The 26,136-nt window shown below is 63.8% G+C and carries 20 protein-coding genes; 13 read left to right on the top strand and 7 right to left on the bottom strand.

Features of this window, described 5'->3' with window-relative positions:
* Positions 1–511 precede the first annotated feature (511 nt).
* The 6 genes from SINAC_RS35810 to SINAC_RS35785 all read left to right on the top strand — a co-directional run bounded on the left by SINAC_RS35810 (position 512) and on the right by SINAC_RS35785 (position 7,888).
* Positions 512–2,818 (top strand): DUF4159 domain-containing protein, encoded by a 2,307-nt coding sequence (locus SINAC_RS35810; protein ID WP_015250423.1) that lies wholly within the window; start codon positions 512–514, stop codon positions 2,816–2,818.
* Positions 2,819–2,912: 94 nt separating this feature from the next.
* Entirely contained in the window at positions 2,913–3,704 is a 792-nt protein-coding gene (locus SINAC_RS35805) for an AraC family transcriptional regulator (protein ID WP_015250422.1), read from the top strand.
* A 72-nt stretch (positions 3,705–3,776) separates the two neighbouring features.
* Complete coding sequence (locus SINAC_RS35800) at positions 3,777–4,538, top strand: 3-keto-disaccharide hydrolase (protein ID WP_015250421.1); 762 nt, start codon at positions 3,777–3,779, stop codon at positions 4,536–4,538.
* A gap of 51 nt (positions 4,539–4,589) precedes the next feature.
* Positions 4,590–6,029: a ThuA domain-containing protein gene (locus SINAC_RS35795; RefSeq protein WP_015250420.1), complete on the top strand. Its 1,440-nt coding sequence runs from the start codon at positions 4,590–4,592 to the stop codon at positions 6,027–6,029.
* A complete protein-coding gene (locus tag SINAC_RS35790; protein WP_020466649.1) occupies positions 6,030–7,025 on the top strand; it encodes a sugar phosphate isomerase/epimerase family protein in 996 nt (331 codons plus the stop codon). It abuts the gene before it with no gap.
* 38 nt (positions 7,026–7,063) lie between these two features.
* Complete coding sequence (locus SINAC_RS35785) at positions 7,064–7,888, top strand: ThuA domain-containing protein (RefSeq protein WP_015250418.1); 825 nt, start codon at positions 7,064–7,066, stop codon at positions 7,886–7,888.
* A 24-nt stretch (positions 7,889–7,912) separates the two neighbouring features.
* On the opposite strand, the gene SINAC_RS35780 is transcribed toward SINAC_RS35785, so the two are convergent.
* The 3 genes from SINAC_RS35780 to thiO all read right to left on the bottom strand — a co-directional run bounded on the left by SINAC_RS35780 (position 7,913) and on the right by thiO (position 12,599).
* Positions 7,913–9,256 carry a DUF1501 domain-containing protein gene (locus SINAC_RS35780; RefSeq protein ID WP_015250417.1) on the bottom strand — a complete coding sequence of 448 codons (1,344 nt, stop codon included), beginning with the start codon at positions 9,254–9,256 and terminating at the stop codon, positions 7,913–7,915.
* Between the two features lie 786 nt (positions 9,257–10,042).
* On the bottom strand, positions 10,043–11,335 hold the full coding sequence (locus SINAC_RS35775) for a Gfo/Idh/MocA family protein (RefSeq protein ID WP_015250416.1): 1,293 nt from the start codon (positions 11,333–11,335) through the stop codon (positions 10,043–10,045).
* 148 nt (positions 11,336–11,483) lie between these two features.
* Positions 11,484–12,599, bottom strand: coding sequence for a glycine oxidase ThiO (gene thiO, locus SINAC_RS35770; RefSeq protein ID WP_015250415.1), 1,116 nt, complete (start codon positions 12,597–12,599; stop codon positions 11,484–11,486).
* A 148-nt stretch (positions 12,600–12,747) separates the two neighbouring features.
* On the opposite strand from thiO, the gene SINAC_RS35765 reads away from it, so the two are divergent.
* Both SINAC_RS35765 and eno read left to right on the top strand, forming a co-directional pair.
* On the top strand, positions 12,748–13,788 hold the full coding sequence (locus SINAC_RS35765) for a phosphotransferase family protein (protein ID WP_015250414.1): 1,041 nt from the start codon (positions 12,748–12,750) through the stop codon (positions 13,786–13,788).
* A gap of 116 nt (positions 13,789–13,904) precedes the next feature.
* Complete coding sequence (gene eno / locus SINAC_RS35760; RefSeq protein WP_015250413.1) at positions 13,905–15,224, top strand: phosphopyruvate hydratase; 1,320 nt, start codon at positions 13,905–13,907, stop codon at positions 15,222–15,224.
* A 25-nt stretch (positions 15,225–15,249) separates the two neighbouring features.
* Here eno and SINAC_RS35755 read toward each other — a convergent pair whose 3' ends face one another.
* Complete coding sequence (locus SINAC_RS35755) at positions 15,250–16,002, bottom strand: M90 metallopeptidase family protein (protein WP_020466645.1); 753 nt, start codon at positions 16,000–16,002, stop codon at positions 15,250–15,252.
* A gap of 68 nt (positions 16,003–16,070) precedes the next feature.
* Entirely contained in the window at positions 16,071–16,889 is an 819-nt protein-coding gene (locus SINAC_RS35750) for a DUF6065 family protein (RefSeq protein WP_015250411.1), read from the bottom strand.
* Positions 16,890–17,260: 371 nt separating this feature from the next.
* Here SINAC_RS35750 and SINAC_RS35745 point away from each other — a divergent pair, with 371 nt between their 5' ends.
* Entirely contained in the window at positions 17,261–19,801 is a 2,541-nt protein-coding gene (locus tag SINAC_RS35745; protein ID WP_015250410.1) for a DNA internalization-related competence protein ComEC/Rec2, read from the top strand.
* Here the strand turns inward: SINAC_RS35745 and SINAC_RS35740 are convergent.
* The gene (locus tag SINAC_RS35740; RefSeq protein WP_015250409.1) at positions 19,790–20,824 is read right to left on the bottom strand and encodes a PIG-L deacetylase family protein; all 1,035 of its coding nucleotides are present in this window, start codon (positions 20,822–20,824) and stop codon (positions 19,790–19,792) included. The genes SINAC_RS35745 and SINAC_RS35740 overlap by 12 nt on opposite strands.
* A 354-nt stretch (positions 20,825–21,178) precedes the next feature.
* On the opposite strand from SINAC_RS35740, the gene SINAC_RS35735 reads away from it, so the two are divergent.
* Together SINAC_RS35735 and SINAC_RS35730 are read left to right on the top strand one after the other, a co-directional pair.
* Positions 21,179–21,994 carry a YkgJ family cysteine cluster protein gene (locus SINAC_RS35735; protein WP_015250408.1) on the top strand — a complete coding sequence of 272 codons (816 nt, stop codon included), beginning with the start codon at positions 21,179–21,181 and terminating at the stop codon, positions 21,992–21,994.
* Positions 21,995–22,167: 173 nt separating this feature from the next.
* The gene (locus SINAC_RS35730) at positions 22,168–23,136 is read left to right on the top strand and encodes an alpha/beta hydrolase (RefSeq protein ID WP_015250407.1); all 969 of its coding nucleotides are present in this window, start codon (positions 22,168–22,170) and stop codon (positions 23,134–23,136) included.
* A 56-nt stretch (positions 23,137–23,192) separates the two neighbouring features.
* Here SINAC_RS35730 and SINAC_RS35725 read toward each other — a convergent pair whose 3' ends face one another.
* Complete coding sequence (locus tag SINAC_RS35725) at positions 23,193–23,624, bottom strand: hypothetical protein (RefSeq protein ID WP_015250406.1); 432 nt, start codon at positions 23,622–23,624, stop codon at positions 23,193–23,195.
* A gap of 299 nt (positions 23,625–23,923) precedes the next feature.
* On the opposite strand from SINAC_RS35725, the gene trpS reads away from it, so the two are divergent.
* Together trpS and SINAC_RS35715 are read left to right on the top strand one after the other, a co-directional pair.
* The gene (gene trpS, locus SINAC_RS35720) at positions 23,924–24,895 is read left to right on the top strand and encodes a tryptophan--tRNA ligase (RefSeq protein ID WP_015250405.1); all 972 of its coding nucleotides are present in this window, start codon (positions 23,924–23,926) and stop codon (positions 24,893–24,895) included.
* Positions 24,896–25,185: 290 nt separating this feature from the next.
* Complete coding sequence (locus SINAC_RS35715) at positions 25,186–26,055, top strand: tetratricopeptide repeat protein (RefSeq protein ID WP_015250404.1); 870 nt, start codon at positions 25,186–25,188, stop codon at positions 26,053–26,055.
* The last annotated feature ends 81 nt before the right edge of the window (positions 26,056–26,136 follow it).

The following is a 26,136-nucleotide window of genomic DNA, read 5'->3' as shown; positions in this document are numbered from 1 at the left end:
CATTGGCCATGAATGCGTGTAGTCATGGCCATTATAGGGCAAGCTTGCGAGATTTTGAAGAAGGCCGCTTGAATTTGCCGTGGAAGATCGCTTTTTCGGTCGCCCGGTCGGCCTGGCCGCCGGGTATAACCTTGGCGGTCCGGCCGTGTTGGGACTGCCCTACAACTCCGAAGCCTTCTTGAGTGGATCGGACAATACATTGTCCAGGCCACCCACCGATGATCCACTCCTTTGTGTGCCATACGAACGAAAGCCGCTGGAGGTTCGGTTCTTTTTTTTGTGAGGCGCGAGGGGTGTTTGGGTAAGCCGATCGAGGGCGTGTCGCGGGTGCGGGATGTCCGGGTAAGATGGGCGTATAGGGCATGAGCCGATAAAGGGATCGGGCGGCATTGAGAGAAGGCCTGACCTGATCCGTGGGATCTTTGCCCTCTTGCTGCGTCTCTCAAGGCTGAAAGGTCAGTGCGTCGTGTCTTCTCAAGGCGACTCGTCGAATGCAGGCTTGCCGTGGCGGATGTCCCGTCCACGGTTGATGACGTTGATTCTCACGCTGGTCGTGATCGCCCTTGGGCAAGCCACGGTCGCTCGCGCGGCCGTCACGCGGGAGGAGGTCGAGCGGTCCCTCCGCAGTGGGGTCCGCTACCTGAAGAGTCAGCAACGGGCCGACGGCTCGTGGAGCGATGCCGTGGACAACGCGTCGAGCGGGACCACCAGCCTGGTGACGCTGGCGCTTTTGACGGCGGGGGAGCCGGCCAACTCACCCACCATGGTGCGGGCGCTCACGTATCTGCGGAACTTCGGTCCGGAGGAACTGAACAACACCTATGCCGTTTCCCTCCAGACAATGGCCCTGGCCGCGGCCGACCCGCAACGGGATCTCTTGCAGATCACGGCGAATGTCGCGTGGCTCGAACGGGCCCAGATCAAGCCGGGTGATCGGGTCCCTTGGCCCGGGTCCTGGACTTATACCGCGACCAAGAGCCGGCACGGTGACAACTCGAACAGTCAGTATGCGCTGTTGGGGCTGAATGCGGCGAACGAGGTCGGTGTGCCGGTTTCCCCGCAAGTTTGGACTCTGGCCCGCCGCTACTGGGAAGGCTGCCAGCGCGCTGATGGGGGCTGGCCCTATTTCACCGGTGATCCCCATGGGGCCACCGGCAGTATGACCTGTGCGGGGATCTCGAGCCTGATCATCACCGGCCTGAGACGGTTTCAAGGCCAGGAGACTCTCGAAGGGGACGAGATCGCCAACTGCGGCAAAGGAGGGATCAACGTCAACCTCCAACGCGGTATCGACTGGATGGCAAGTCACTTCGGGGTCAATGAGAACTTCGGCAACGGTTTGACATGGCGCTATTATTATCTTTACGGCCTGGAACGTGCAGGAAGGCTTACGGGCCAGCGCTTTTTCGGCAACCACGACTGGTATCGTGAGGGGGCCGAGCGACTGGTTCGCGATCAGGACCCGGTTCAAGGTTACTGGCAAGGGACTGGCTCCGTCGAGAGCACGCAGTTCGTCGTGACGTCCAGCTTCGCGGTCCTGTACCTGGCCAAGGGGCGTTCGCCGGTCCTGATCAACAAGCTTCGCCACGGCCCGGGCAATGACTGGAACAATGACGTCGACGACATCCGCAACCTTGTCAGCATCGTCTCCCGCGACTGGAAGGACATCCTCGGCGGGCAGGTTCTGACCTGGCAAGTGGTCGACCCCAACCTGGCAACCGTTGAGGATATGCTGCAAGCGCCGATTGTCTATTTCAACGGCCACCAAGCCCCCGAATTCACCTCGGAAGGAAAACAGAACCTGCGCTCTTACGTCGAGCAAGGGGGATTCCTCTTCGCCGAGGCCTGCTGTGGCAAGGAAGAGTTCGACCGTGGATTCAAAGAGCTGATGAAGGAGGTTTTCCCCGACGACGGGTACAGCCTCCATCCGCTTGCCGAGGACCACGCGGTCTGGCGCGCCCGGCACGTGCTGAGCCCCGACGTTCATCCGCTCTGGGGGATCGAGCATGGCTGCCGGACGGTGGTGATCTACTCGCCGGGGGACCTGTCCTGCTACTGGAATCAGGCGGAGAATAGCCCGGCGAATCCGGCCGTGATCAAGGCGCAACGGGTCGGCCAGAACGTGGTGGATTATGCCACCGGGCGCGAACTCCCCGCCCATAAGCTGGAGGTCCGCGAGGTCAGAGACTTCAAAGTGGATACCCCGAGACGCGGGGCCATGCATATCGCCAAGCTCCGCCATGCGGGTGATTGGAATATCGCCCCCTTGGCGATCCCGAACCTGACAACCTCGTTGCGACAGAAGCTCGGCCTTGACGTGGTGATCAACCACAAGGAACTCTTTCCCCAAGACCCGAATATCGCCCACTACCCGCTGATTTATCAGCATGGTCGAGCGGCGTTCACGTTCTCGAACGAGGATATGGACATGATCCGCAAGCACCTGGATCCAGGGGGAGGAACGCTCTTCGCCGACGCCGCCTGCGGCAGTCCTGCCTTTGACGCCAGCTTCCGCAAGTTCGTCGCCGCCATGCTCCCTAACCATCCGCTCGTCCCGATCCCTCCTGAAGACGAGCTCTACTCGAAGAAGGTGGGCTTCGACCTCGCCGACGTCCAGTACACCAAAGCGGCCGGGGGCGGCCGCGCCCATCCGCAACTCGAGGGGATCAAGATCGACGGCCACTGGGCCGTCATCTACTCGAAGTACGACATTGGCTGCGCCCTCGAGCGCCAGCTCGGGCTTGACTGTAAGGGATACACTCACGAGAGCGCTCTCAGGATTGCCACAAACATCGTGATCTACTCGACGCTGCCGTGATCGCTCCCCGTTCATTCGGGTACGATGTCTGCCGGGCCACCCCATCCTTGGGCAATCGTCGAGGGGGCTGGTTGGGACAAACGGGATCGCGGCGATGACTCAGTTTCACCCGTTGCTGCAACTGGCCAAGCTCTTCGACTGCGTGGAGGAGGTTCTCGCCTGGGTCAAGGACCGAGAGGGCCGCTATTGCTGGGTCAACCAGGCGTTCTTGATCAACTTTACGCTGGATGGTCATCATCGTTCGGCTCAAGTTGATACTCGAGACGTCCTCGGCAAGACCGACTACGACCTGTCCCCCGCCTTCCTGGCCGATCAGTTTCGCCTGGACGATGAGTACGTACTGGCGGGGAAGCCGATCGTCAACCGGATCGAAATGGTGGGCCAGCCCGGTGGCTCGACCGTCTGGAACGTGACGAACAAGATCCCCCTCGTCGACCTCAGCGGGGCGGTCATCGGCACGGCGGGGATTACCCGCAAGCTCGACTCAGCCGGGCAGTCGATCGTGCCTGGGTCTGAGTTCGGGCCGATCCTCGCCTACATGAGAGACCACTATCAGACGACGATCACCAACCGGCAACTGGCCCGGCTGGCCCATATGTCGGTTCGGTCATTTGAACGCAAGTTTCAGGCGAATTTTCATCTCACGCCGCAGAGATATTTGAAAAAGGTGCAGATCCGCATGGCGAGCCGCGCCTTGATGTACACCGGCCAAACGCTGGCCGAGGTGGCGATCGGCTGCGGCTTCTCCGATCAGAGCCATTTCACACGCGAATTCCGCCGCCATTTTGGGCGCACGCCCCGCGACTATCGAGTGCACTACGCCCGGCGGGGCGACGATGCCGCTTTTGTTCCAAAATCCGCCGCTGTGGAACAAGAGCCGGTCTGACCGCGCCGGCTATAGTCCGTCCTTCGGAACGATGAACGAGTGCCTCCGCGTCACGTTCGAGGGACTGCGCCCATGCTGAATCGATACCTTGCCCTGCTTCCGGCTGCCGGATTCCTCCTTGCTTCGCTGGCCTGGGCTGTGGACAAAGACAACGACAAAGCCCCCGAGGGCTTTGTGTCGCTTTTCAACGGCAAGGACCTGTCCGGTTGGACGATCCCCGAGGGCGACGGCGGGCACTGGAAGGTCGTCGAAGGGGTAATCGACTACGACGCTGCCAGCGAGTCGGCCGGCGATAAGTCGCTCTGGAGCGACCGCGCGTATGGCGACTTTGTCTTGCAAGTCGACTGGCGGCTCAAGGAAGCCCCGTTCATCAACAAGAGCATTCCCTACATCCTGCCTGACGGTACGCATGCCAAGGATGTCCATGGCAAGGAGCTGAGGCTGCCGATGCCGGACGCGGATTCCGGCGTCTTCCTCCGTGGCGACGGCCGATTCCAGGCAAACATCTGGTGCTGGCCGATCGGCTCGGGCGAGATGTTCAGCATCCGGACCGACCCCAAGACCACGCCCGACCTGCGGGCCGCCGCCACTCCCAGCACCCAGGCGGATAAGCCCTTGGGGGAGTGGAACCATTTCGAGATCACGGTCAAAGGCAAGACGGTCAAGGTGGCTCTGAACGGCAAGACGGTCATCGCCGGGGCGACCATCCCCGACCTCCCCGCTCGCGGCAAGCTCGCGTTCCAGCACCACGGTTCGAAGAACAAGGAAGGGGCCTGGGTCGGTCCCCCGAGCCTGGTTCAGTTTAAAAACATCTATATTAAAGAACTCAAGTAACGGTGGCGCTGGGCTTGCTGACCCTGTTCCGTTCCGGGAGTTTCCCTGGCCATGGAATACCGTACCTCGTGTCGTTGCGTCTTGGCCGCATATGGCCTCGTCGTCGGCCTCGCGGCAAACCTGACCGGCCGTGCGTTGGCGGACAGTCCGCTCCCGAACGCCCAGCCCGGTCTTGTGCGGGTCCTGATTCTCTCCGGAGAGGGGGGGCAAGCCTGGCGGGAAACCACTCCCGCCTTGCGGCGCATCCTCGCCGAAACCGGTCGGTTCGACGTGAAAGTCAGCGAATCTCCCCAGGGCCTGAACGCTCAGACCCTGGCGGGCTTCGATCTGCTGATCGACAATGGCGCGGGCCTCACACCCGGCAGTGACAGCGAGAAGGCGGTCGCCCGCTTCGTCGAGTCGGGTAAAGGCTTGCTCGTCGCTCACGGTGCGCTCGGCGGCTCGGCGCTTCCCGCGTTCTGGCCGGTTCAACCCGGTGACGGTGACATCCCGCTTCCGCCGGTCCGGTTCTTGGAGGTGACGCTCGCCCAACCCGACCATCCGATCGTGCGAGGCATGGCCCCGTTCCGCACGGCCGACACGTTCCCTCGGGGCCTGCTCTCCTCCCGCGCATCCGAGACGATTGCCAACGCCGTCGATGTCCAAGGAACCGGCGACGACCGGAAGAGCCCCGCCATCGTCGTTTCCCGGCGCGGTCAGGGACGATTTGTTTACTTTGCCCTGGGCCATAACCTGTCGGCCATGCACGTGCCCGGTTTCATGACGATGTTTGCCCGAGGGGCCGAATGGGCCGCCACCGGTGCGGTCACGCTGCCGGCGGAACCGGCTCCGTCACGGCCCGCCCCCGGCGCAGTCCGAGGCCTGCTGATCACCGGAGGGCACGATCACGAAGCCTCGTTCTACTCACTCTTCGAGGGATATCGAGACCTCGATTGGCTCCCCGTGGACGCCAGTACGACCGCCTTCCGCAACGATCTGCGCAATAAGTATGACGTCGTCATCATGTACGACTTCACCCGTGACATGGATGACCTCGGCAAGAAGAACCTCCGCGACTTCGTGGAGAGCGGCAAAGGGGTCGTCGTCTTGCATCACGCCCTCTTGAATTATCAGGCGTGGCCCTGGTGGTACGAAGAGGTCGTCGGCGGCCGTTATCGGCTGTCACCGGAAGGCAAGACACCCAGCTCGAGCGTCAAGGATCACCAGCAAATCTCCGTCACGCCGCAGGGTGAGCACCCGGTTACCGCCGGCATCGAACCCTTTCAGATTACGGATGAAGCGTACAAGCGGATGTGGATCTCCGATCGAGTGCGCCCTTTGCTGACGACCGACAACCCGGCCTGCGACCCCCTGCTGGCCTGGATCGGTCCGTCCGACAAGTCGAGAGTCGTCGTGATTCAGCTTGGCCACGGCCATACCGCGTTTGGGCATCCCTCCTACCGGACCCTGGTGCACAACGCGATTCTCTGGGCGGCGGGCAAGAATCAATGAATGGGAATGAAGAGAGAGGACACCGCCATGAAGTTGGGACTCTACAGCATCACCTATCTCGGCCTCTGGTATCGCGGCGAGGCGCTCACGCTTCCGCAGATGATCACTCGAGCCAAGGAATACGGCTATGACGGGATCGAGATCGACGGCAAGCGCCCGCACGGCAATCCGCTCGACTGGGCGACGGCTCGCTGCCATGACCTTCGTGCTCGCGCTGAGGGCGAAGGGATCGAGATCTACGCCGTTGCGGCCAACAACGACTTCAGCAACCCCGTCCCCGAGGTCCGCGAGGCTCAGATCTGCTTTGTGCGCGACCTGATCCGGATGACGGCCGACTTCGGAGCGCCGACCTTGCGCGTGTTCCTGGCCTGGTGGGGAGTGACCCGTCACCCTCAGTTGGCGACTTATGACATTGCGGAGGGCTACTGGCCGATCGTCCACGAGAGGTTCTCGACCGAGGAGATCTGGGACTGGTGCCGCGAGGCGCTAATCGAATGCTCACGCTATGCCGGCGACGCCGGGGTGACGCTCGCCCTCCAGAACCACAAGCCACTCATCAACGATCACAATGATCTCTTGAGGATGGTCGGTGAGGTGGACTCCCCCCACTTGAAACTCTGCCTCGACGCTCCGCTCATGCCCGACCGAAGCGCCGCCGGCATTCGCGCAGGGGCGCAGGCTGTGGGGCCCTTGCAGGTGCTGACCCATTTTGGAGGTGAGTTTGCGCGCCGGCCGGACGGGTCGATCCACGGCTTCGAGCGGAACGACGGGGTCATCGGCGAGGATACGAACGCGTACTACCGCGACTTCGTCCGTGCGATGCGCGAGATCGATTACGACGGCTACATCGGCTACGAGTTGTGCCACCAACTTCCCGTCATTCACGGCCAGACCGTGGACATCGGCTTTGCCGATACGAACGCCCGCCTTGCGGCTGAGTTCATGCGCGACCTGATCCAGGCTGAGGCCGGCGTGCTCACGCGGCCCCGGTCCTGATCGAGTCGCGGCCCCTCTTTTTCTTTCAGGAGGCCTTCATGAGAACGACGCAACGTCTCTTGATGTTGGCACTGACCTTGAGCGTGGCCAGTTCCCTCCGCGCTGAGGAGAAGAAGAAAAATCTGCTCGTGATTGGCCAGAGCAAGGGATATCAGCACGAGTCGATTTCGACCGCCATGGTCACCCTTTACAACCTGGGACGCAGCGCAGGCCAGTGGAATACCTATTTCCGGACCGACTGCACGGCGATCACCAAGAAGCCTTTGAAGTGGGGAGCCAAGAACCTGAACGACTTCGACGCGGTCGTCTTCTTCACGGATGGCGACCTCGACATGGACGACTCGCAGAAGGCGGACTTGCTCGCGTTCGTGCGCGACGATGGCAAGGGTTTCATCGGGATCCATAGCGCCACCATCACGTTCGTCTCGTGGCCGGACTACGGCAAGATGATCGGCGGTTATTTCGACGGCCACCCTTGGGGCGAGTTTGCCGCTCCCCTCGTGGTTGAGGATGCCGCCTTCCCCGGGATGAAGCACCTCCCGCGCCGCCTGGTCCTCAAGGATGAGGTTTATCAGGTCAAAGATTTTTCGCGTGAACAAGTCCGCGTTTTGTTGAGCCTCGACGCCGACAAGCTCGACTTGTCGAAGAAAGGGATCCACCGCAAAGACGGTGACTTCGCGGTCATCTGGGCGCGCACCTACGGCAAAGGGCGGGTCCTCTACAATGGCCTTGGGCATTGCGAGGAGGTGTGGGAGCAGCCCGAGATCCAGGCGATGTGGCAGGACCAGGTCCGCTGGTCCCTCGGCCTGGTCCCAGGCGATGCCACTCCCAGGCCCAAGCCGGCGCTGGCTCGCTCTCAATGAGCCAGCTTGCCTGCTTGGGGGCGGTCAGATCACTTCGCGGATCGGTTCGAAGTGGTCGAGCAGATACATTGGCCGGCCGTTGCGGTCGGGGACGGAGGTGTCGGGGGCGATGCCGAGGTTGTGGTAGAGGGTGGCGAAGACGCTCTGGAAGGTGACGGGTCGGTCCCTGGGGGCTTCGCCATTGCGGTCGGTCGAGCCGATGACTTGGCCGGTCCGCATCCCGCCGCCAGCGAGAAGGGCGAAGGAAACTTGCGGCCAGTGGTCGCGGCCGGCCTGATTGTTGATCTTGGGGGTTCGGCCGAACTCGCCCCAGACGACGACGGATACGTCCTTGTCGAGACCACGCATGTGCAGGTCCTCGATCAAGGTGGAGAGCGCTGCGTCGAGCTTGGGGATCCGTTGGGCGCAGGAGGTGAAGTTGTCGCTATGCGTATCCCAGCGCCCGAACGAGATCGTCACGCAGCGGGCTCCGGCCTCGACGAGTCGCCGGGCCATCAGGAACTGGTCGTTGCAGCAAGGGGGACCGTCGTATTCGTTGTTCATGTCGCCGTAGCCGTACTTGGCACGGAGCTTCGGGTCTTCCTTGGTGACGTCGAGCGCCTGGAAGAGCTTGCCGGAACTGAGGATGTCGAAGGCGCGGCGGGTGAACGTGTCTAACCCTCCGATCGCCTCGTCGGACTCGAACTGGCGGCGGAGCGAGTCGAGCTCGCCCAGGAGTGTTCGGCGGCCGCCGAGTCGGCCCAGGTCGAGGTTGATGTTGGACTCGCCGGAGGCGACCGCTTCCCCTCGGAACGGGCTGAACGGCGAGTGGGCCATGCCGAGGTAGCCCGGGTCGCCGGGGTTGCTCCAGGGGTGATGGCCCATCTTTGGGGAGAGGCCGACAAACGGCGGGACCGACGGCTCTACCGGACCTCTGAGCTTGGAGAGGACCGCCCCGAGGCTGGGACGCCCCCCTTGGATCTTGCTGATCGTATCCGTGTATCCGGTGAGGCACTGGCCGGCCGAGTGGTCGCCGTGGGCGCCGACCATGGTGCGGATGACCGCCACTTTATCCATCATGGTGGCGAGTCGGGGCATGTGCTCGCAGATCTCGAGCCCCGGCACGTTGGTCGCGATCGGCCGGTACTCGCCCCGAATCTCGGCAGGCGCGTTCATCTTGAGGTCGAACATGTCCTGGTGGGGGGGACCGCCGGCCAGGAAGACCATGATGATGGCCTTGTTCGACGAGGTGATCGAGGTCTGCGCTTCCGCTCGCAGGATCCCGGGCAGTGAGAGGCCCCCCAGGGCCAACCCGCCGATCTTGAGGAAATCGCGCCGGCTGACGCCGTCACAGTACTTGCCTCGCACACCGCCACGGATGTTCAGCATGTGTTGTCCCCTTCGTGCTCACGGCCGGATAGACTTCATTCCACTTCTTCGGACGATCACGAACGCATCAAGCCACACCACCGCAAGCGACGGCGCAGAGCGATCCGCACCCGATCGGCGACCGCTTCGGATCACCGGGAGCACATAGGTTCTGATGAAAATAGTGACGCAGGGGCACGGACTGTGTGTCCCGACGCCGGGGGAGCGACCGACACCCGATCTCCCGTTGAAGATGCCACGGGACGTTCAGTCCCGCAGTCAACGGCTGCCAATGGAGGGAAAATCCTGACCGGTCGCACTGCCGTCAGGATTGTTCAACCTTAGTATGCGCCAGCGAGTGGTGTGTCACAAGCCACTGTTTTCCAAGATCGGCATTTTTCGAATGTCTCTTGTGCCGGAGTCTCGAGAGGTGCGAGGGAAGATGGCGGGTCGTGCCTTTTTTTTTCGAGAAACGGTAGGTCCGCGACAATGCTTCGGACCGCGTTGGTCGCTGGGAGTCTGTCCCGGAAGGCGAATCGCACCGGTAGTGTTTGCTGATCTTCCGGGTGCCATGCGGTTCCGTACTCGGAACCCATGAGGGAATGCCTTGGTCTGGGGCGCACGGGGTCCGAGTACGGAACCCGTGGCACCCAAACGTCCTTCGTTTCCCGGTGAAGCCTGATCTGCCGAGACAGACACTGAGTGCCTTGATGCCGTGCCCATCCGACAAGACAAAAAGCTCCCCGCGCCCTTGGAGGTCGAGCGCAGAGGAGCCTTGAATGAGCGGAAGAGAAGAGTCGAAGCGGATCAGACGAACTTGGTGACGCCCGGCCGGGCGATGGGGTGTTGCGGGGCGTCGCCCCAGGCATAAGCGGCCGGCGACAGGCTTTCCTTGGAGTTGAGCGCCTGCTCCCAGGTGATGACTTCGCCGGTGTAGCAGGTCATCCGGCCCATGATCGCCAGCAAGGTGCTCCGGGCGGCGTACACGCCGTTATTGATCGGCTGGCCCGCGCGGATCGCGGCGAACATTTCATTGTGCTCGGACTGGTACATGTCGGGCTTCGGGCCCCGGTAACGCCAGGCCTTCTCGCCGGTGATCCGGGGACCCGTGGTTTCGCCGAACACGTCGCAGGTTCCCTTGGATCCCAGGACGTAATCCTTGACCTGCTGGGCCGACCCGCGCCAGTGCCGGCAAGTGTGGTAGCCCCGGACGTTCTTGGGGTATTCGTAGACGATCGAGAAGTGGTCGAAGATGTTGCCGTACTTCGGCTCGGTGCGCACTTGCCGTCCGCCCGATCCCCAACACTTGATGGGGGGCTCGTCACCCAGGGCCCAGGCCATGGTGTCGATGCCGTGGACGGCCTGCTCGACGATGTGGTCGCCGCTGAGCCAGGTGTAGTAGTACCAGTTGCGCATCTGGTACTCCATGTCCGACTTGACCTCCTCGCGGGTGACCACAGGATCCCAGACGCCACCGGAGTTGTACGTGGTCTGGACCGCGACGATGTCGCCGATGTCACCGCCGAGCACGCGCTTCATGGCTTCGCGTCGCGGCTCATAATAGCGCCAGCAGAGGCCGGAGACGACGGACAGGTTCTTCTTCTTGGCTTCCTCGCAGGTCTGGAGCACGGACCGGACGCCGGGGGCGTCGGTGGCGACTGGCTTCTCGACGAACATGTGAATGCCCTTTTCCACGGCGTAGGCCATGTGGATCGGGCGGAAGTGGGGGGTGGTCGTCAGCAGGACGACGTCGACCTGGTCGATGACGTTCTTGTAAGCGTCGAAGCCGATGTACTGCCGTTCGCGGGGCACGTCGACCCGGTCGGCCACCGCCGACCCCTTCAAGGTCGAGAGGCTCCCTTCGAGTCGATTCTCAAAAGCGTCGGCCATGGCGACGAGCTTGACGTTCGAGTCGGCGGTGAGCGCCTGGACGGCTGCACCTGTGCCTCGTCCACCACAGCCGACCAGGCCGACTTTGATGATGTCGCTTCCCGCGGCGTGGGCATTCGAGGTCAGGGCGAACTGGGCCGCCGAGGTTGCGGCCACTGCTGCGGCCGACTGCTTCACGAACGTGCGACGGGAGGGGTGAGAGTCGCGCATGGAGGGCTGCTCCGTGGGGACAATGTGCGTGGGTGGGTGGGTCGATCGATCTCGGCGCGAAGCCGTCGAAGAACCAGGTCGAAGACGTCATTCTGCCAGGCTCAGACCGAAGTTACAACGACAATGATCCCCAAGGCCGCCCCACGGGTCAATCGATGACGCGCTGAGGGAGGCAGGGCTCCAGCATGGGGTCGAGGTCATGATCGAGGATGAGCCGAGCCATCAACTCACCCGTGATGGGGGCCAGGATGATGCCTTTGCGGCCGTGGCCGGCCGCGACGTAAAGGCCGTCCCAGCCTGGGATAGAGCCGAGATAGGGGAGGTTGTCCGGGGTGCCGGGTCGAAGGCCCGCCCAGGTCCGGGCCAGGGGAAGATCGCCCAGGCCGGGGACGATCCGTTCGACCCGTGCCAGGATCTGGTGGAGGCCGGCCAGGGTGACCCGCGAATCGAAGCCGACATGCTCCAGCGTCGTGCCGACGAGGAGGGGGCCATGGGGGCGCGGGATCAGGACGAGCTCGCCGCAGAAGACGATGTGCCGGAAGGGCCGAGCCGGGGTATCGAAGGCGAGCATCTGCCCGCGCCAGGGTTCGATCGGCAGGTGGATGCCCGAGCTGGCCGCGAGCGGTCCTGACCAGGCGCCGGCGGCCAGGACGACGGCCCCGGCGGCGATCTCGGTGCCCGACGCCGTGCGGACTCCTCGGCAGACGCCCCCCGAGCCGAGCAGGGCTGTGACCGGCGTGTCGAGCAGGACGCGAAGTCCCTGGTCGGCCGCCGCTCGGATCAGGGCGGGAGCGAGCCTCGGGTTGTCCACCTGGGCATCGGCCGGGGCGAGCGCTCCGCCCAGGATCGGCCCGGTCAGGGCCGGCTCGAGTTCGCGGGCCTCGGCCGCGCTTAGCCGCTGACCCGCAGCCGGCGGCAGCGGCTCCGTGGCCAGGTCGTGAGGCAGGTGGGGGGCGTCGGGGTCGACCCAGACGTTGAGCAGGCCGTCACGGCGAAAACTGAGGCCCAGGCCGGTCCGGTCCTCGAGCTCGGCCACCCAGTCGGGCCAGGCTGCGAGACCCGCTTCGGCCATGACGGTGAGCGCACTGGGATCGTGGCCGCTCCAGTCGGGGGCGAGCACCCCTGCGGCGGCCCAACTGGCTCCGCGCCCGATTCGGCCGGCCTCGACCAGCGTGACTGTCAGCCCGCGCTTGACCAAGGACCAGGCGATCGCTCCACCGATCGCGCCTCCGCCGATGACGAGAATGTCGGACAATCGACTCATGGAATTCGTGGCCCGTGGCTTCTTGGGACAGTGGCAGCTTCGACACAACACGATTGGCTGCTATTCTCTTCTGCGGGCCGGCCGGTTGCTACCGTCGCCCCCTCCTCCTCATTTTTTCTGATGAGTGAAACGGACCGGGAGATTCGTGATGCGCGAAGTGACCCCCGAAACGGCCGCCGACTACCTCCGCGAGCGGGGCCGCGTGCCGGGCGGGCGCGGCGTCCGGGTGCAGGCGCTGGGATGGGGGGTCTCCAACGTCGTGATGCGGGTGGACGTTGAGGGGGAGCCGCCGTTCGTGCTCAAGCAGGCCCGCGAGCGACTGCGGACCAAGGCCCTCTGGATCAGCCGGCTCGAGCGCATCTGGACCGAGCGGGCCGCCCTCGACCTGCTCGCCCACGTTCTCCCACAGGAGCAAGAAGGGGCCGGTGTAACCCCCCGCGTCCTCTTTGCCGAACCCGACGACTTCCTGTTTGCGATGACCTGCGCTCCGGACGACTCGGTCGTCTGGAAGGAGCAACTCCTCGCCGGTGAGGCCGACGTGGCGGTGACCCGGGCCGCGGGCCTGATCCTCGGTTCCATTCATGTGGAAACGCTCGGTCATCCCGCGCTTCAGGATGGACCACTGGCCGAGACCGTCGTTTTCGGACAGTTGCGGATCGACCCGTTCTACCGGACGATTGCCCGCGCTCACCCTGACCTCGCCCCCGAGATCAACACACTCATCAGATCCTTGGAGGAGCCCGCCACTCGCACGTTTGTGCATGCCGACTTCAGCCCCAAGAACATTCTGGTGCATTCTCAGGGGCTGACTCTGGTCGACTTCGAGACCGCTCATGCGGGCGACCCTGCCTACGACCTGGGCTTTGTCCTGAGCCACCTGCTCTTGAAGGGAGTCCGGGCCGCCCCGGCCGATGTCTCGGCTCTGGCCTTAACCCGGGTCTTTCTCGACGCCTACCTTGATCGGGTTGGTTCTCGGCTCGACGCCGACCTTGTCCGCCGCGCCTGCTGTCACGCGGCGGCCTGCTCCCTGGCTCGAGTGGATGGCACCAGCCCGGTCGACTATCTCGATGCTCCGAGGCAGGCGTCCGTTCGCCGGTTTGCCCGCGCGGCGCTCCGCGAACAGCCCGCAACCTGGGACGAGTTGCTCCAACTGCTGGCACGGGAAATGCGGCCAACACACTTGATTTAGGCGAGTGAAGCGGTCAGAGCCCACCCTCTTCATTTTCAGTGAAATGCGAGTCGAGGGAACTCACCCTCGTTACGGAATTTAGGAAATCGTTGTGTCTGGATTTTGAGAGCTTGCTCATGCTCACAGTGATGAAACTTAAAGGTCGCGAAGTCCTTGACTCTCGAGGCCGGCCGACGGTCGAGGTTGAGGTTGCCGGCTCCAACGGCGAGGTGGGTCGGGCCATTGTGCCGTCGGGGGCGAGTACCGGACGGCATGAGGCGATCGAGCTCCGCGACCCTGAGGACCGGCGGCATGGCGGCATGGGAGTGCTTCGCGCGGTCGCCCATGTCAATGGCGAGATTGCCTCGGCCATTCAGGGCATGGACCTCGAGGATCAGGCCGGGATCGACGCCGCTTTGGTGGCACTCGATGGTACGCCCAACAAGGGGAGGCTTGGAGCTAACGCGATCCTTGGCGTCTCCCTGGCCGTCGCGCATGCCGTAGCCGCGGCGAGGGGCGAACCCTTATACGTCCACCTCAACCGGCTCTGGCGGAGCCGGCTCGAGCCGGGAGAGTTCGCCGAGCCCGTCTTGCCGATGCCGATGGTCAACATGATTTCGGGGGGCCTGCACGCCGGCGTGAACCTTGATTTTCAGGATTTCCTGACCATCCCGGTCGGCGCGTCGAGTTACTCGGAGGCCCTCGAAATGACGACGGCCATCTATCGGGCCGTCGGCGCGGTGCTCCGCGAGAAGGACATGGAGGGCACTTTGGTCGGCGACGAGGGGGGATACGGGCCGAAGCTCTCCACCAACGCGCAGGCCATAGACCTGATTCTCGAGGCCGTGCTTGGTTGTGGGATGGAGCCGGGGCGTGACGTCGCGATCGCGCTCGACGTCGCGGCCAGCCATTTCTATGATCCCAAGACGGCCACCTACCACCTGACCGCGGCCGGTGACGACGCCCTCGACTCGGCCGGGATGGTTGCGATGCTCGCCCACTGGGCCAAACTCTACCCGATCGTCTCGATCGAGGACGGCCTGGCCGAGGACGACTGGAACGGCTGGTCGTCCTTGACCGGGATGCTCGGCAACTCGGTCCAGTTGATTGGCGACGACCTGTTCGCGACCCAGACCGCGCGGCTCCGCCAGGGTGTCGAACGGCACGCGGGCAACGCGATCCTGATCAAGGTCAACCAGGTGGGCACCCTCTCGGAAACGTTCGACGCACTCCTGCTGGCGCGCCGACACGGCTACCGGACCATCGTCTCGGCCCGGTCGGGCGAGACCGAGGATACGACCATCGCCGACCTCGCCGTCGCCACTGCCGCCGGTCAGATCAAGATCGGCTCGGTCGCGCGCTCCGAACGGCTCGCCAAGTACAACCGCCTTCTCCGGATCGAGGATGAGCTTGGCCCGTCCGCCCGGTTCGCCGGCTTCAAGCCGACCGGTGGCTGAACCTTGGCGACGTTCCCTTGAAGACCTACTCGGTTCCCCAGAGCGTTTCGAGCAGTCCGTACATCTTGGAGTCATGCCGCCGCAGTTCCGACCGCACATAGGGATAGAAGTCGTTGGTTCCGAAGAAGGCTTCGCTGGTCTCGGCGAAGTATTCCATCGGGTTCGTGGCGGCGTAAGCCTTGTCGTCCCTGCCGTTGATCCGGAGCACGGACTGGTAGATCTTCGATGCCTTCGCCTCTTCGTAGCGAGCCTTGATCGCGTCGTTCTCGAAGCCGCGGTCGAGGAACTGGTGGTGATAGCCGTGGGCCAGCTCGTGCAGGACCATCCAAGGCTGGTCGATTGTCCATGAAAGAAAGGCGCGGGCATTGGCTAACTCGACGCAACCGGCTTTCTCGGGATTCATCCCGTGCTCGCGGAGCCAGTTGGCGTCGGGGTGGTAGGCCATGCAAGGGGTATGAGACTCGCTCTCCTCGACCCAGATCCGGATTTTTTGCAGTTGCGCGACCGCCTTGGCCGGGACTTTTCGCACCACCTGGAAGAGCTGGTGCCGCAACAACGTCAAGGTGCGGTCGGTGAGCTCCGGCTCGTTCCGGATCAGGTCTTTGCTCACCAGGACCGGCCACCCCTCGATTTGTCTCGCCTCATAGCGTTCGGTCGGAGGGTAGGGGGGCGACTCGGCCACCGGGCCGGCCGAGGCTGGTCCGGTGGTACCCAGGGAAAGGCCCCCAAGGAGTGTCGTCAGGAAAAACGGGTTCACGAAATATTTAAAAATAAGCATAAAAATATCATTTTCCCTGATGGAGAGGCTGCCGTGACTGCTCGCGAGCCACTGTTCGTCTATGAAACTCATGATTGTGGAGGCTTGGTCATCGGACTGAACCGGATTCGGGGAGGCCTCACCTTGGTCATGTGGTCGGGGGGCGCTTCCCGCCCGGTCGCGTCTCGGCCTTGAAAGTAATCCTTCTGCCAGTCGTCCGCCTTGATTTCGCCCTTGGCCTTCTTCTGGTGGAACTGCAACCGGCCCTCGTTCCATTCGCGGTAAGAGCGGTTCACCTCGGGGTCCTCCTCCAGCTTTTGGTAGGTGACCGTGGCTGTCTCCAGATCCGCACAGGTGTTGTTGGCCAGTGGAATTGCCTGGAACAAGGGCTCTCCCACGTCGAATCGGACCGGTATGTTCGGGATCATCAATTTATAGTTCATCGTGAACGACATGGTCATCCAGTCGCTCTCGATCAACGCGGTGAGGGGATGCGCATTGGTCTTGAAATGGTTCGCGGGTCCGCAGACCAGGAGTCGCGAGCCTTGGGGCTTGGTGCGGAAGAGGAAGGGGGTGTTCCAGGTGATGATCCCTGCCCCGAACTGGTTGTTGATCCAGTTCTTCCAAAGCTCGGGCTCGCTGTCGAACAAGAATTCGATGCCCCCCGCGGGATCTTGCCCCCGCCAGATCGCCGAGAACCCGACGGGGTTCATGATCCACCAACCGGTCTGGTTGACGATCGTCAGGGGGAGGCAGCGATAGGCGTAGCGACTGGGAGTGGCGTCCATCCAGTCCCGCTGCCAGTCCGCCCATCTCCAGTCCCATCCCGTCCCGTCCGCCCGGTTCTTCTTGAGCATGGAATCGTCCACGAGCTGATAGATCCCCACTTCAAGCTGTGGTTGATCCATAAAACAAAGCCTCCGTACGGGATCTCAGGCCGGCGATTCGGAACGCGCCCGCCATTTTGACCCGATCCGAGAAATCGGGCAAGCGCGTTCCCTGAGCAATGCAGCGCGGAAGCGATTGAGAAAAACGTGGTCGGTGCCGCATGTGATCGTCTTGTCGTCGCAACTTCTTGCAAAGAATGGCTCGTGGCCACAGCCGAGATTGTTTACATAAGATGGGTTGGGTTGTACCATGCCTGGGCCGATGACGGTGAGTGTCCTCTGGGCTTAGGAGATTGTCTGTGCAGATTGGGGTTATGGACGTATTTGTGTTTTTGTGAAATTGTGTTTTTTGAATTGTTTGTTGTTTTGCGGTATACGGGATTGGGATTTCGATGAACCACGACCCCGAGCGACGTTCGCGGGTTCTGCTGTTGCCGCCGCTGGTCCCTGTGGCCCTGGCGGTGGTCGTCGGTATCGTTCTCGATCGTGAGTTGGTGTCTTGGGGAACGGACGTTTGGGGCGGCCTGGCGCTGGTTGGGGCCATGATTGCCGCTTGGGGCCGTGACCGCAAGGTCCTTGCCTACACCGGGCTTGTCGTCGCGATCGTGGGGTTTGGGGGCGGAAGTCATCACGCGTACTGGTCGGATCTTGCGCCTGACGATCTGGCGTGGGGTGTCACAGGCACGCCGCGACCGGTCTGGGTTCGCGGCATGATCTGGGATGTGCGGGGGCCTCGATTGGGCGAAAGCCAGGGGAGTTCGGCGTCGACGCGGGCGGTGATCGCCGTGTCGGGATTTTGTGACGGCCGGGTCTGGCGGCCGGCCCAGGGGCGAGCCCAACTGATCATCGTCGGGGACCGGTCCGACCTTTTGGCGGGGCATGGGGTCGAGGCGGTCGGGAGTATGTCGGCGATCGCGGGGCCACTTAACCCTGGTGAGTTCGACTACCGCAACTATTTGCGAGCCCAAGGGATCCGGCTTCGGCTTGTGGTCGATGGCCCCGACGGGGTCTGGGCCGACCCCGCAGCAGGCACCTGGATTGGGACAAGCTGGCTGGGTCGGGTGCAGGGCTGGAGTTACGCCCGGCTGGTCGCGGGGCTGACTCCGAGCGTTGCGCCGCTGGCCGCTGCGCTCTTGCTAGGTCGGCGCGAGGGGGTGGATCCCGACGTCAACGACGCCTTCGCTCGCACCGGGACCACCCATCTGCTGGCCATTTCCGGGCTTCACTTGCAAGTGCTGGCCGGCGTGCTCTGGTTCGTGTTCCGCTTCCTCGGCCTGAGCCGGCGGAGTGCGTTCGGCGCGCTCGCCTTGACGACGGTGGCCTACGCGTTGTTGGTCGGCCTTGCTCCGTCAGTGGTACGTTCGGCTGCGATGACCGTCGCGGCCTGCATCGCGGGGATTTTTGACCGTCAGGTCCGGGCCGCGAACAACTTGGCCCTGGCTGCGCTGGCGACGCTCTGGTTGAACCCGGCCGACCTCTTCGATGTGGGCTGTCAGCTCTCGTTTTTGGCGATCGCGGCGATTGTCTGGGGCGTTACGCCGACCACCAATTTGCTTCGGCACGCCTATTACACGCTGACCTTCAGGATCCAGGGGCCGGGTAGTCCGCTCGACGTTCTGGAGCGGTCGCTCGAGCCGTGGTGGCTGGCGCGGATGCGGCGTTGGCCTTTGCTCGTGACCTCGGGCCTGATCGTCTCGACGGTCGTCTGGCTCGCGGCCTTGCCTCTGGTTGCGCTTCGGTTCCACGTCGTCTCGCCCATCGGCGTTCTGCTGAACATTCCGCTGATCCCCTTGACCTCGGTGGCCTTGACGGCGTCAGGCTTGAGCCTGGGCTTGTCTGCGATCTGGGATCCGCTCGGCGGGCCCGCTGCCTGGGTTTGCGCGATCACCCTGGCCTGGACCGAAGGCCTCGTGCGCTGGGGGGCGTCGCGGTCGTGGGGGCACGCTTTCGTCCCGGGGCCATCCTTGGCCTGGGTGCTCATTGTCTATGGATTGTTTGCCTTCGCCTCGGTTGCCGGAGTCCGTCGTTGGCCCCTCAGACGCCTGGCCTGGGGGTTACTCGCGGGTTGGGTCATGCTTGGCGTTGTCTTGCCCTGGCTTCCTCGCCGAAAGGGAACGCTGGAGGCTGACGTTCTTGCCGTTGGGCACGGCCTGGCGGTGATCATTCGGACCAGTGACGGGGGGACGATCCTCTATGATTGCGGGCGGATGCACGACCCGAGCGTCGGCCGTCGGGTCGTCGCCCCGGCCCTCTGGGACCGCGGTGTGTTCCGGATTGATGCAGTTGTGCTCTCTCACGCGGATTCTGATCACTACAACGGTCTTCCCGATATTCTCGAGCGGTTCCCGATCAAGGAGGTCCGCGTCCCTCCCGGCTTTGCCAGCCCGGCCAACCCGGGTGCCGTTCAACTGCTGGAGACTGTCCGGGCTCACGGCGTGCCGATTCGCACGATGACCGAGGGGGAGGAATGGGAGACGGCAGGAACCCGCTTCTCGGTCTGGCATCCTCCCGAGTCGTTCTCCCTCTCCACGAGCGACAACGCGCGGAGCATCGTCCTCGACGTGGAATCTGCCGGTCGCCACCTCCTCCTGACCGGCGACCTGGAGTTGGAGGGCATGTCCCGACTGCTCGGTCGCCCGGCCTTCCCGGTCGACGCCATCCTGTCTCCCCATCATGGCGGTCGCTCAGCCAACCCCGAGTCCCTCTACACCTGGGCACGTCCCGGCCTGGTGGTCGTCAGCCAGCGTCCCCCTGTTGTGGGCACGCGCGACCCGTTGGAGGCTCTTGAACCGCGAGGCATTCCTTTGATGCGGACCTGGCAGCGCGGGGCGATCCGGCTTCGCTGGGAGCCGGACCGCCTGATGGCTCGGGGGTTCCTCGACGAAGACTCCCCGGAAACCAATTCGCGTTTTAAAAAAATCTCACTCGAATAAATTTTTACCTGTCCAGGGCGGTTCGTTGTTCGATTCCCCGTTTTCCACGGTGGTGTTGGCTTCGGAGACCTTGGGTTTGCTGACCTCGGCCTTGACGGCCTTGGGTTTGCCGGCCTTGGCCTTGGGCTTGATGACCTCGTCGGATTCGAGCACATCGGCCCACTCTTTTCGGGAGTCGGGCAGGCTTGCGACCCAGGAGGCGGGGAGGAACGGGAACAGCCGGGCTCCGGCCTCGGTATTGAGCGGGGCCCCGTATTCTGAAACCTCGAAAGCCTCAATGTATTGGATCCGTTCGCCAGCCGCTTCTCCATAGGTCCGGACGACGAGGTCGCGGAAGCGGTTGGCCAGCGGTCGGATCCGCTCGCGGATGCGTCCGGCCAGCCAATCCCGGCGCTCGACATCGCTCGCGGGGACCTGGTCGGGGATGCCCGCGTTGTAAGGGAGCCACTCGTAGAATTGCGACTGGTGGCGGTGGAGCATTCCGACCAGGCGGTCGAATTCGCCTTCGATGTCGACGGTGATGTTGGGCTCGAAGGGGCAGGGCTTCTTGAAAGCGTCGGAGAAGTAGAGGATCACGGGGCAGTAGGCGAGGTGCGGTGTCTCAGGGCAGACGGCGGGCACGGTGAGCAGGTACGAGGCGTCCTGGACGAGCAGTCCCGTGAACCGGTGGTCCGGGTGATAATCGGTCGAGCGGTGGGTGATGATCAGGTCGGGCTGAAAGCCGCGAATGAGCCGGATCACCCGGTGACGGTACTCCAGGCGATCGTCGAGTTCACCGTCGGGGATGTCGAAAATCTCGTAGGACGCGCTGATGGACGCGGCGGCGGCATCCGCCTCGGCTCGTCGCCGCTGGGCGAGGACTGGCCCGTGTACCGTCTGATGGCCGGCCCGGCCGTCGGTCAAGCTCACGAGCCGGACGTCATGGCCGAGGGCCGTCCACTTGGCCGCCGTTCCGCCGGCCTTGATGTCGGCGTCGTCCGGGTGAGCGCCAATAATCAGAATCTTCAACGGTCGTGCCGCCATGGGGCGTCTCTCTGGGGCCGTGAACTGAACGATTCGGGAGTCTTGAGGTCACTCAGTAAGACTGCCGTTTCATCGAGGCATTGTGGTGGTTCTCTCGACCACAAGCAAGTCCGCAAAACGGACATCCCCCCGCCAGCGAAAGTGGGCGGGGGGATGTCCGTTTTGCGATGGGGACGTGTGGGGGCCTTGGCCGAAGTCACGGGGCTTTGGAGGTGGTGCTCGATTGCCGTCCGTAGCTCGACTTTCCCCTCGGCCTGGCTGGTCACGGATGATCCTATCGCTCGTATCGAAGAATACTGGAGACTAAGCTGACAAGCCAACGCGGACATGTGACTCAAAGGATTGGAGAACCCAATGTCTCCGGAACCCGACGCTCGAGCCAAGACGATCACGGCGAACGTGGCCTTGAACCTTTCAGGCACTCCCTTGCGGGCGGAGATCACGGTTCCCACCCACGTGTTCGAGCTCCGGCAGCTTTTGCCCACTGTCCGGTCGCTCTCCGAGGCGATTATCGGTGAGGCGGTGAAGGCGGACGCCTCGAACGGATTCTCGGTCTCATGCCGGAGCGGTTGCGGGGCCTGCTGTCGGCAACTGGTGCCGATCGCCGAGGTGGAGGCACGGTTGATCCGAGACATGGTCGAAGAGTGGCCTGAGCCCCGCCGGTCGCGCGTCCTGGCCCGGTTCGCCGAGGCGAGACGCCGGCTCGAGGAGGCCGGTCTGCTGGAGCGGTTGCAGCATTGCGAGACGGTCTCCGACGACGAACTTGTTCCCGTGGCGCTCGACTACTTCACTCAAGGGATTCCTTGCCCCTTCCTCGAAGACGAGTCGTGCTCGATCTACGAGGAACGCCCGGTCGTCTGCCGCGAGTATTTGGTCACCTCGCCTGCGGAAAATTGCACCCGGCCGACCGCCGAGTCGGTCCGTCGCGTGACGCTGGCCGCCAAGGTTTCCACGGTCTTGACGCGGATGGGGCGCGACCCTGCGACCGAGCTGACCCGCTGGGTTCCCCTCATCCTGGCCATGGAATGGGCGGACGAACATCCCGATGACCTACCGCAACGGACCGGGCCGGAATGGCTCCGCGAGTTCTTTCAGCGCCTGACCGGAAAAATCATCCCGCCGCCGCGCGCTCCCGAGAAAGAGAAGCCGAGACGGAGGCCGGCGAGGTGAGCGGGGCGACCGAATCGTCAGGTTGCGCGTAACTGACGCGGACACAGGAGAACAGGGCAAGACGCATTGATGAGTCGAAAACCTTGCACCAATCGCTCCCTTGCCGGATCATCTCAGGGCGGGTGATGACCGGTTGAGAAGTCTCCGAAAAAAAATAGGGACGAGGATAGGCGATGGTGTTGGCCTTGTTTCTCGAGCGCGGGGCGCTGGCGATGACTGTGCTCGGGCCGGGCTGGATGACGGGATTGGTGTCGGTCGGCGGATTTGTGGCCGGCCTGCTCACTTGCTTCGTGATGCTGGTTAGCGAGTGGGGGGCCTGGGCCCTGATCGTGCCGGGTCGGCGGCTGAGCGCCACCGGGTCTGGCGATGATTTTGAGACGGGCCCTGCCGGAGGGGGCGAGCCGATCGAGGCGACGGCTCGTGACGGCACCCGGCTCGCGGGGGTCTGGTATCACGCGGGGGCACCATCGCCGACGGGCCGCACCATCCTCTTGGTTCACGGCTTCGCCGAGATTCGGGACGTGATGAAGGGGCGGGCCGAGTTTCTGGCCGCCCGTGGCTGGAACGTTGCGCGGCTGGATATGCGCGGCTACGGGCGCAGCGGGGGGGGCTTCGCCTCGTTCGGCGGGCGCGAGGGAGACGACCTTCGCGTTTGGGTCGACGTTGTGGCTGCGCGGGTCGGCCCCGCGATGTCGCTGGCGGTTTGGGGCCGCTCGATGGGCGCGGCGATTGCCATGAGGGCCGCGGCCGATGAGCCGAGGATCGCGGCGGTCTTGCTCGAGTCGCCCTACGCCCGGCTTGAAACCGTCGTCGCCGGCTGGCTTCGGCGGATTCGAACGCCACTGCCCGGCCTACTCGCCCCCCGGATCGTACGCCGGGCCGCCCGGCTCGCGGGCGTTTCTTTGAGCCGACCTCGGCCGATCGAGCTGGCCCCCCGGATCCAGGCGCCGGCTCTGATCGTTCACGGCCGTCGCGACACGCTCGTCCCCGACGGCGATGCGCACCGATTGGCCTCGGCCTTCCCCCAACCGGCGATCCTGATCGAAGTCCCCGGCGCAGGGCATGGCAACGTCATCGAGATGGGAGGCCCCGACTTGCTCGATCGGATCGTCACGTTCCTGGATCAGGCCGCGCCACGTTGAGCGACAAGGCGAGGGGCTGATCCAACCAGCCCGGGGGGGCTTGCGCCGATCGCTTGTTAGCTGTCCATCTCGCTCAGCGAGCGTTTGACGTCGCCGAAGTAAGCCGCGTTCTCGGCGGAGTCGAGGTCCGACCACTGGCCGAAGAGGAAGATGGTGCGTCTCGGGGTGCGGAAGCAGCGGATCTCGCAGGAGTTGGTCATATCGAGACTGAGGAACTCGACGTCATGGCCCGCTGCGCCATGGCTGGCGATCGTCTCCAACGCGGGCGATGCATCGAGCGTCGGATATTCTTCACGCATCGCTTCGAGGGCCTCGTCGGCCACCTCGGCCGGCGCGGGGCAGGTCTCGTCCATCGTCACAATGGCGAACGCCAGCCCGCTTGGCGACTGGATCGAGACCGTCGTGACCGGGCCGTCGTCGGTGACTTCCATCTCCCAGTCGGCCGGATACTGGAAACGGATTCCATGGTCCTCGTAGATTTCTACCATAGTCTGCCTCGATTCCCGCTCCGATCCACGTTCCACAGGTCCGCTGTCCGACCACTTCGCCCATCGTAACATTCCCACTCAAGACCGCCAACATGGGGTCCTTGGGGTGTGATTGACCGCGATCGATCCGGCTGCTTTCGATCGGCTTGCGTATACTATGTTGAGGGTCAGGCATGGCGGGGTCGCATGCCCTTTGGATTGGAACGGCTCTCTTGAACTGATACAGTGCTCTGATCGTTTTCGGTGGGCAGGGCCCTCGATTCCGAAACCAGACCTCATGTCTGCGAGTCGAATTGACCATGCGTGTACTGTCGGGAATCCAGCCTTCGGGTGCTTTGCACATTGGCAACTACTTCGGCGCGATCCGCCAGTACATTGCGCTCCAGGAAGGGAACGACGCGTTCTACTTCGTGGCCGACTATCATGCGCTGACCAGCGTTCGCGACCCGGACCGGCTCCGGGGCTACGTCTTCAACGTGATCGCGGACCTGCTCGCGTTGGGGATCGACCCCGAGCGAGCGACCCTGTTCGTGCAGTCGGACGTGCCCGAGACGACCGAGCTCGCCTGGCTCTTGACCAGCGTGACGCCGATGGGCTGGCTAGAGAAGTGCGTCAGCTACAAAGATAAGGTGCAGCAAGGACTTCCGGCCGAGCACGGGCTCTTCGCCTACCCGGTGCTCCAGGCGGCCGACATCCTGCTCTATGATGCGGACGTCGTGCCGGTCGGCCAGGACCAGAAGCAGCACCTTGAAATTACCCGGGATATCGCCGAGCGGTTCAACCACGTTTACGGCAAGGGGGGTGAGGTCTTTCGCTTGCCCAAGCCGTTCATCCTCGACGCGGTCGCCGTGGTGCCGGGGCTCGACGGGCGGAAGATGTCGAAGAGCTATCAGAACACGATAGAAATTTTCGATGACCCCGCCGTGATCCGTAAGAAGTGCAAGAAGATCGTGACGGATAGCACCCCGGTCGAAGCGCCCAAGAACCCGGACACCTGCCCGGTCTACGGCCTGTTCAAGCTGTTCGCCGCCGAGGAGGAGCGTGCCGAGGTCGAGCAACGCTACCGGCAAGGGGGGATCGGCTACGGCGAGGTCAAGAACCGGCTGGCTGAGGTCATCATCGCGACCTTCGCCCCGGCCCGCGAACGCCGGGCGGACCTGGTGGCTCATCCGACCCGCATTGCCGAGGTGCGCGCCGCCGCCGCTGAGCGGGCGCGAAGGACGGCTCGGATCGTCCTCGACCGGGCGCGTGAGGCGTGCGGGGTGGGCTGAGTTGCCCCCCTCGTGGTGTCGCCCAGGGCAAGAGTCAGACCGTGGCAATCCATGCGTGCACCGGCCGATCGAATTTCAGCCATTCGATCGGTCTTGACCGCATTGCCATCGGTGCGTAAGGTGCCGAGCCTCCAGGAGTTCCCATCGCGAGTCGAGAGCCGGGGCCGTTCGTAGCCCCTTGGCCGGCTCAACCCTGTTCATGATTGTGTCGATAGCCTGAGGGAGAGCTGGCGACGGAGGCGAATCCTCTCGTTGTCCGGCTCCTCCAGGCCGCCCCAAGGAGGGGAAGCATGCGGCGTTGGGGCCTCATCGCCGGGTGTGGATTCGTCCTGCTGGCGTTTGCCGGCTGCGCGACGATCCGCTCACGCGGCGATCGGGACGTCCCCTCGGCGGCTCAATCGGCCTTGGTTCAGCAATTGAGCCAGACGGCCCAGGCCGCCATCGACCGCCGCGATTACGACCAGGCGCGGGCCAACCTTGAGCGGTTGGTGGCCGAGTCACCCCGCTCGGCCGAGGCGCTCCATCGGCTCGGCCGGGTCCTCCAGCTGCAGGGCCAGTTCGACGAGGCGAAGCGCTCTTACCGCAAGGCGTTGGAGATCGATCCCGAGTACGTCGGGGCCCTGATCGGCCTCGGTGAGATCGATGACCGGCTCGGTCAGTCGGAGCCGGCGCTCAAACGGCTCGAGTCGGCCATCGAGATCGACCCGCAGAAGGCCGAGGCCCACTTCGCTCGCGGACGGATCCTCGAAGCGTCCGGCCGGCCTGACGAAGCCCTCGCCGCCTACTTTCGGACCCTCGAGCTCGACCCGAGCTCGGCTCCCGTCATCCTTCGGATTGCTACCCTTCAACTTGGTCGTCGCGAGCCGGAGCAGGCCTTGACGCGGCTCGACCAGGTGCTCGAGCTGACCCCCGGCGACCCCGAGGCCCACTTCCGACGCGGCCAGGCGCACCTTGCCCTGAACCAACCGACGCTGGCGGTCGCCGACCTGCAAGTCGCCTCTCAGAGCCTTTCCAATCGCCCCGACGTCTTCTACAACCTCGCCCTGGCTCTGAACGCCGACCACAAAGCTGATGACGCCCTCAACGCGGCCCAGCATGCCTTGACACTCGCCCCGAACGATCCCGCCGCTCGTACCCTGACGGAACGGCTGAGGCGCTAACCTTCTTTCTTCGCTCATTTGTAAAGGTGAGCGCCCTGTCTCTGCTTTTATTGCGTGGGTGAGGATCAGCTGATCAAGGAA

Source organism: Singulisphaera acidiphila DSM 18658, from assembly GCF_000242455.2.
GTDB lineage: Bacteria > Planctomycetota > Planctomycetia > Isosphaerales > Isosphaeraceae > Singulisphaera > Singulisphaera acidiphila.
Note: the sequence above shows the minus strand (reverse complement) of the source record. Positions and strands in the feature narration are given on the sequence as shown.

Coding starts and splice junctions, on each gene's coding strand:
- SINAC_RS35740 (WP_015250409.1), bottom strand. CDS start 20,824: ATGGCGGCACGACCGTTGAAGATTCTGATTATTGGCGCTCACCCGGAC.
- SINAC_RS35745 (WP_015250410.1), top strand. CDS start 17,261: ATGAACCACGACCCCGAGCGACGTTCGCGGGTTCTGCTGTTGCCGCCG.
- SINAC_RS35765 (WP_015250414.1), top strand. CDS start 12,748: ATGCGCGAAGTGACCCCCGAAACGGCCGCCGACTACCTCCGCGAGCGG.
- SINAC_RS35810 (WP_015250423.1), top strand. CDS start 512: ATGTCCCGTCCACGGTTGATGACGTTGATTCTCACGCTGGTCGTGATC.
- SINAC_RS35725 (WP_015250406.1), bottom strand. CDS start 23,624: ATGGTAGAAATCTACGAGGACCATGGAATCCGTTTCCAGTATCCGGCC.
- SINAC_RS35780 (WP_015250417.1), bottom strand. CDS start 9,256: ATGCTGAACATCCGTGGCGGTGTGCGAGGCAAGTACTGTGACGGCGTC.
- SINAC_RS35750 (WP_015250411.1), bottom strand. CDS start 16,889: ATGGATCAACCACAGCTTGAAGTGGGGATCTATCAGCTCGTGGACGAT.
- SINAC_RS35785 (WP_015250418.1), top strand. CDS start 7,064: ATGAGAACGACGCAACGTCTCTTGATGTTGGCACTGACCTTGAGCGTG.
- SINAC_RS35795 (WP_015250420.1), top strand. CDS start 4,590: ATGGAATACCGTACCTCGTGTCGTTGCGTCTTGGCCGCATATGGCCTC.
- eno (WP_015250413.1), top strand. CDS start 13,905: ATGCTCACAGTGATGAAACTTAAAGGTCGCGAAGTCCTTGACTCTCGA.
- SINAC_RS35790 (WP_020466649.1), top strand. CDS start 6,030: ATGGGAATGAAGAGAGAGGACACCGCCATGAAGTTGGGACTCTACAGC.
- SINAC_RS35775 (WP_015250416.1), bottom strand. CDS start 11,335: ATGCGCGACTCTCACCCCTCCCGTCGCACGTTCGTGAAGCAGTCGGCC.
- SINAC_RS35730 (WP_015250407.1), top strand. CDS start 22,168: ATGGTGTTGGCCTTGTTTCTCGAGCGCGGGGCGCTGGCGATGACTGTG.
- SINAC_RS35755 (WP_020466645.1), bottom strand. CDS start 16,002: ATGCTTATTTTTAAATATTTCGTGAACCCGTTTTTCCTGACGACACTC.
- thiO (WP_015250415.1), bottom strand. CDS start 12,599: ATGAGTCGATTGTCCGACATTCTCGTCATCGGCGGAGGCGCGATCGGT.
- SINAC_RS35800 (WP_015250421.1), top strand. CDS start 3,777: ATGCTGAATCGATACCTTGCCCTGCTTCCGGCTGCCGGATTCCTCCTT.
- SINAC_RS35805 (WP_015250422.1), top strand. CDS start 2,913: ATGACTCAGTTTCACCCGTTGCTGCAACTGGCCAAGCTCTTCGACTGC.
- trpS (WP_015250405.1), top strand. CDS start 23,924: ATGCGTGTACTGTCGGGAATCCAGCCTTCGGGTGCTTTGCACATTGGC.
- SINAC_RS35715 (WP_015250404.1), top strand. CDS start 25,186: ATGCGGCGTTGGGGCCTCATCGCCGGGTGTGGATTCGTCCTGCTGGCG.
- SINAC_RS35735 (WP_015250408.1), top strand. CDS start 21,179: ATGTCTCCGGAACCCGACGCTCGAGCCAAGACGATCACGGCGAACGTG.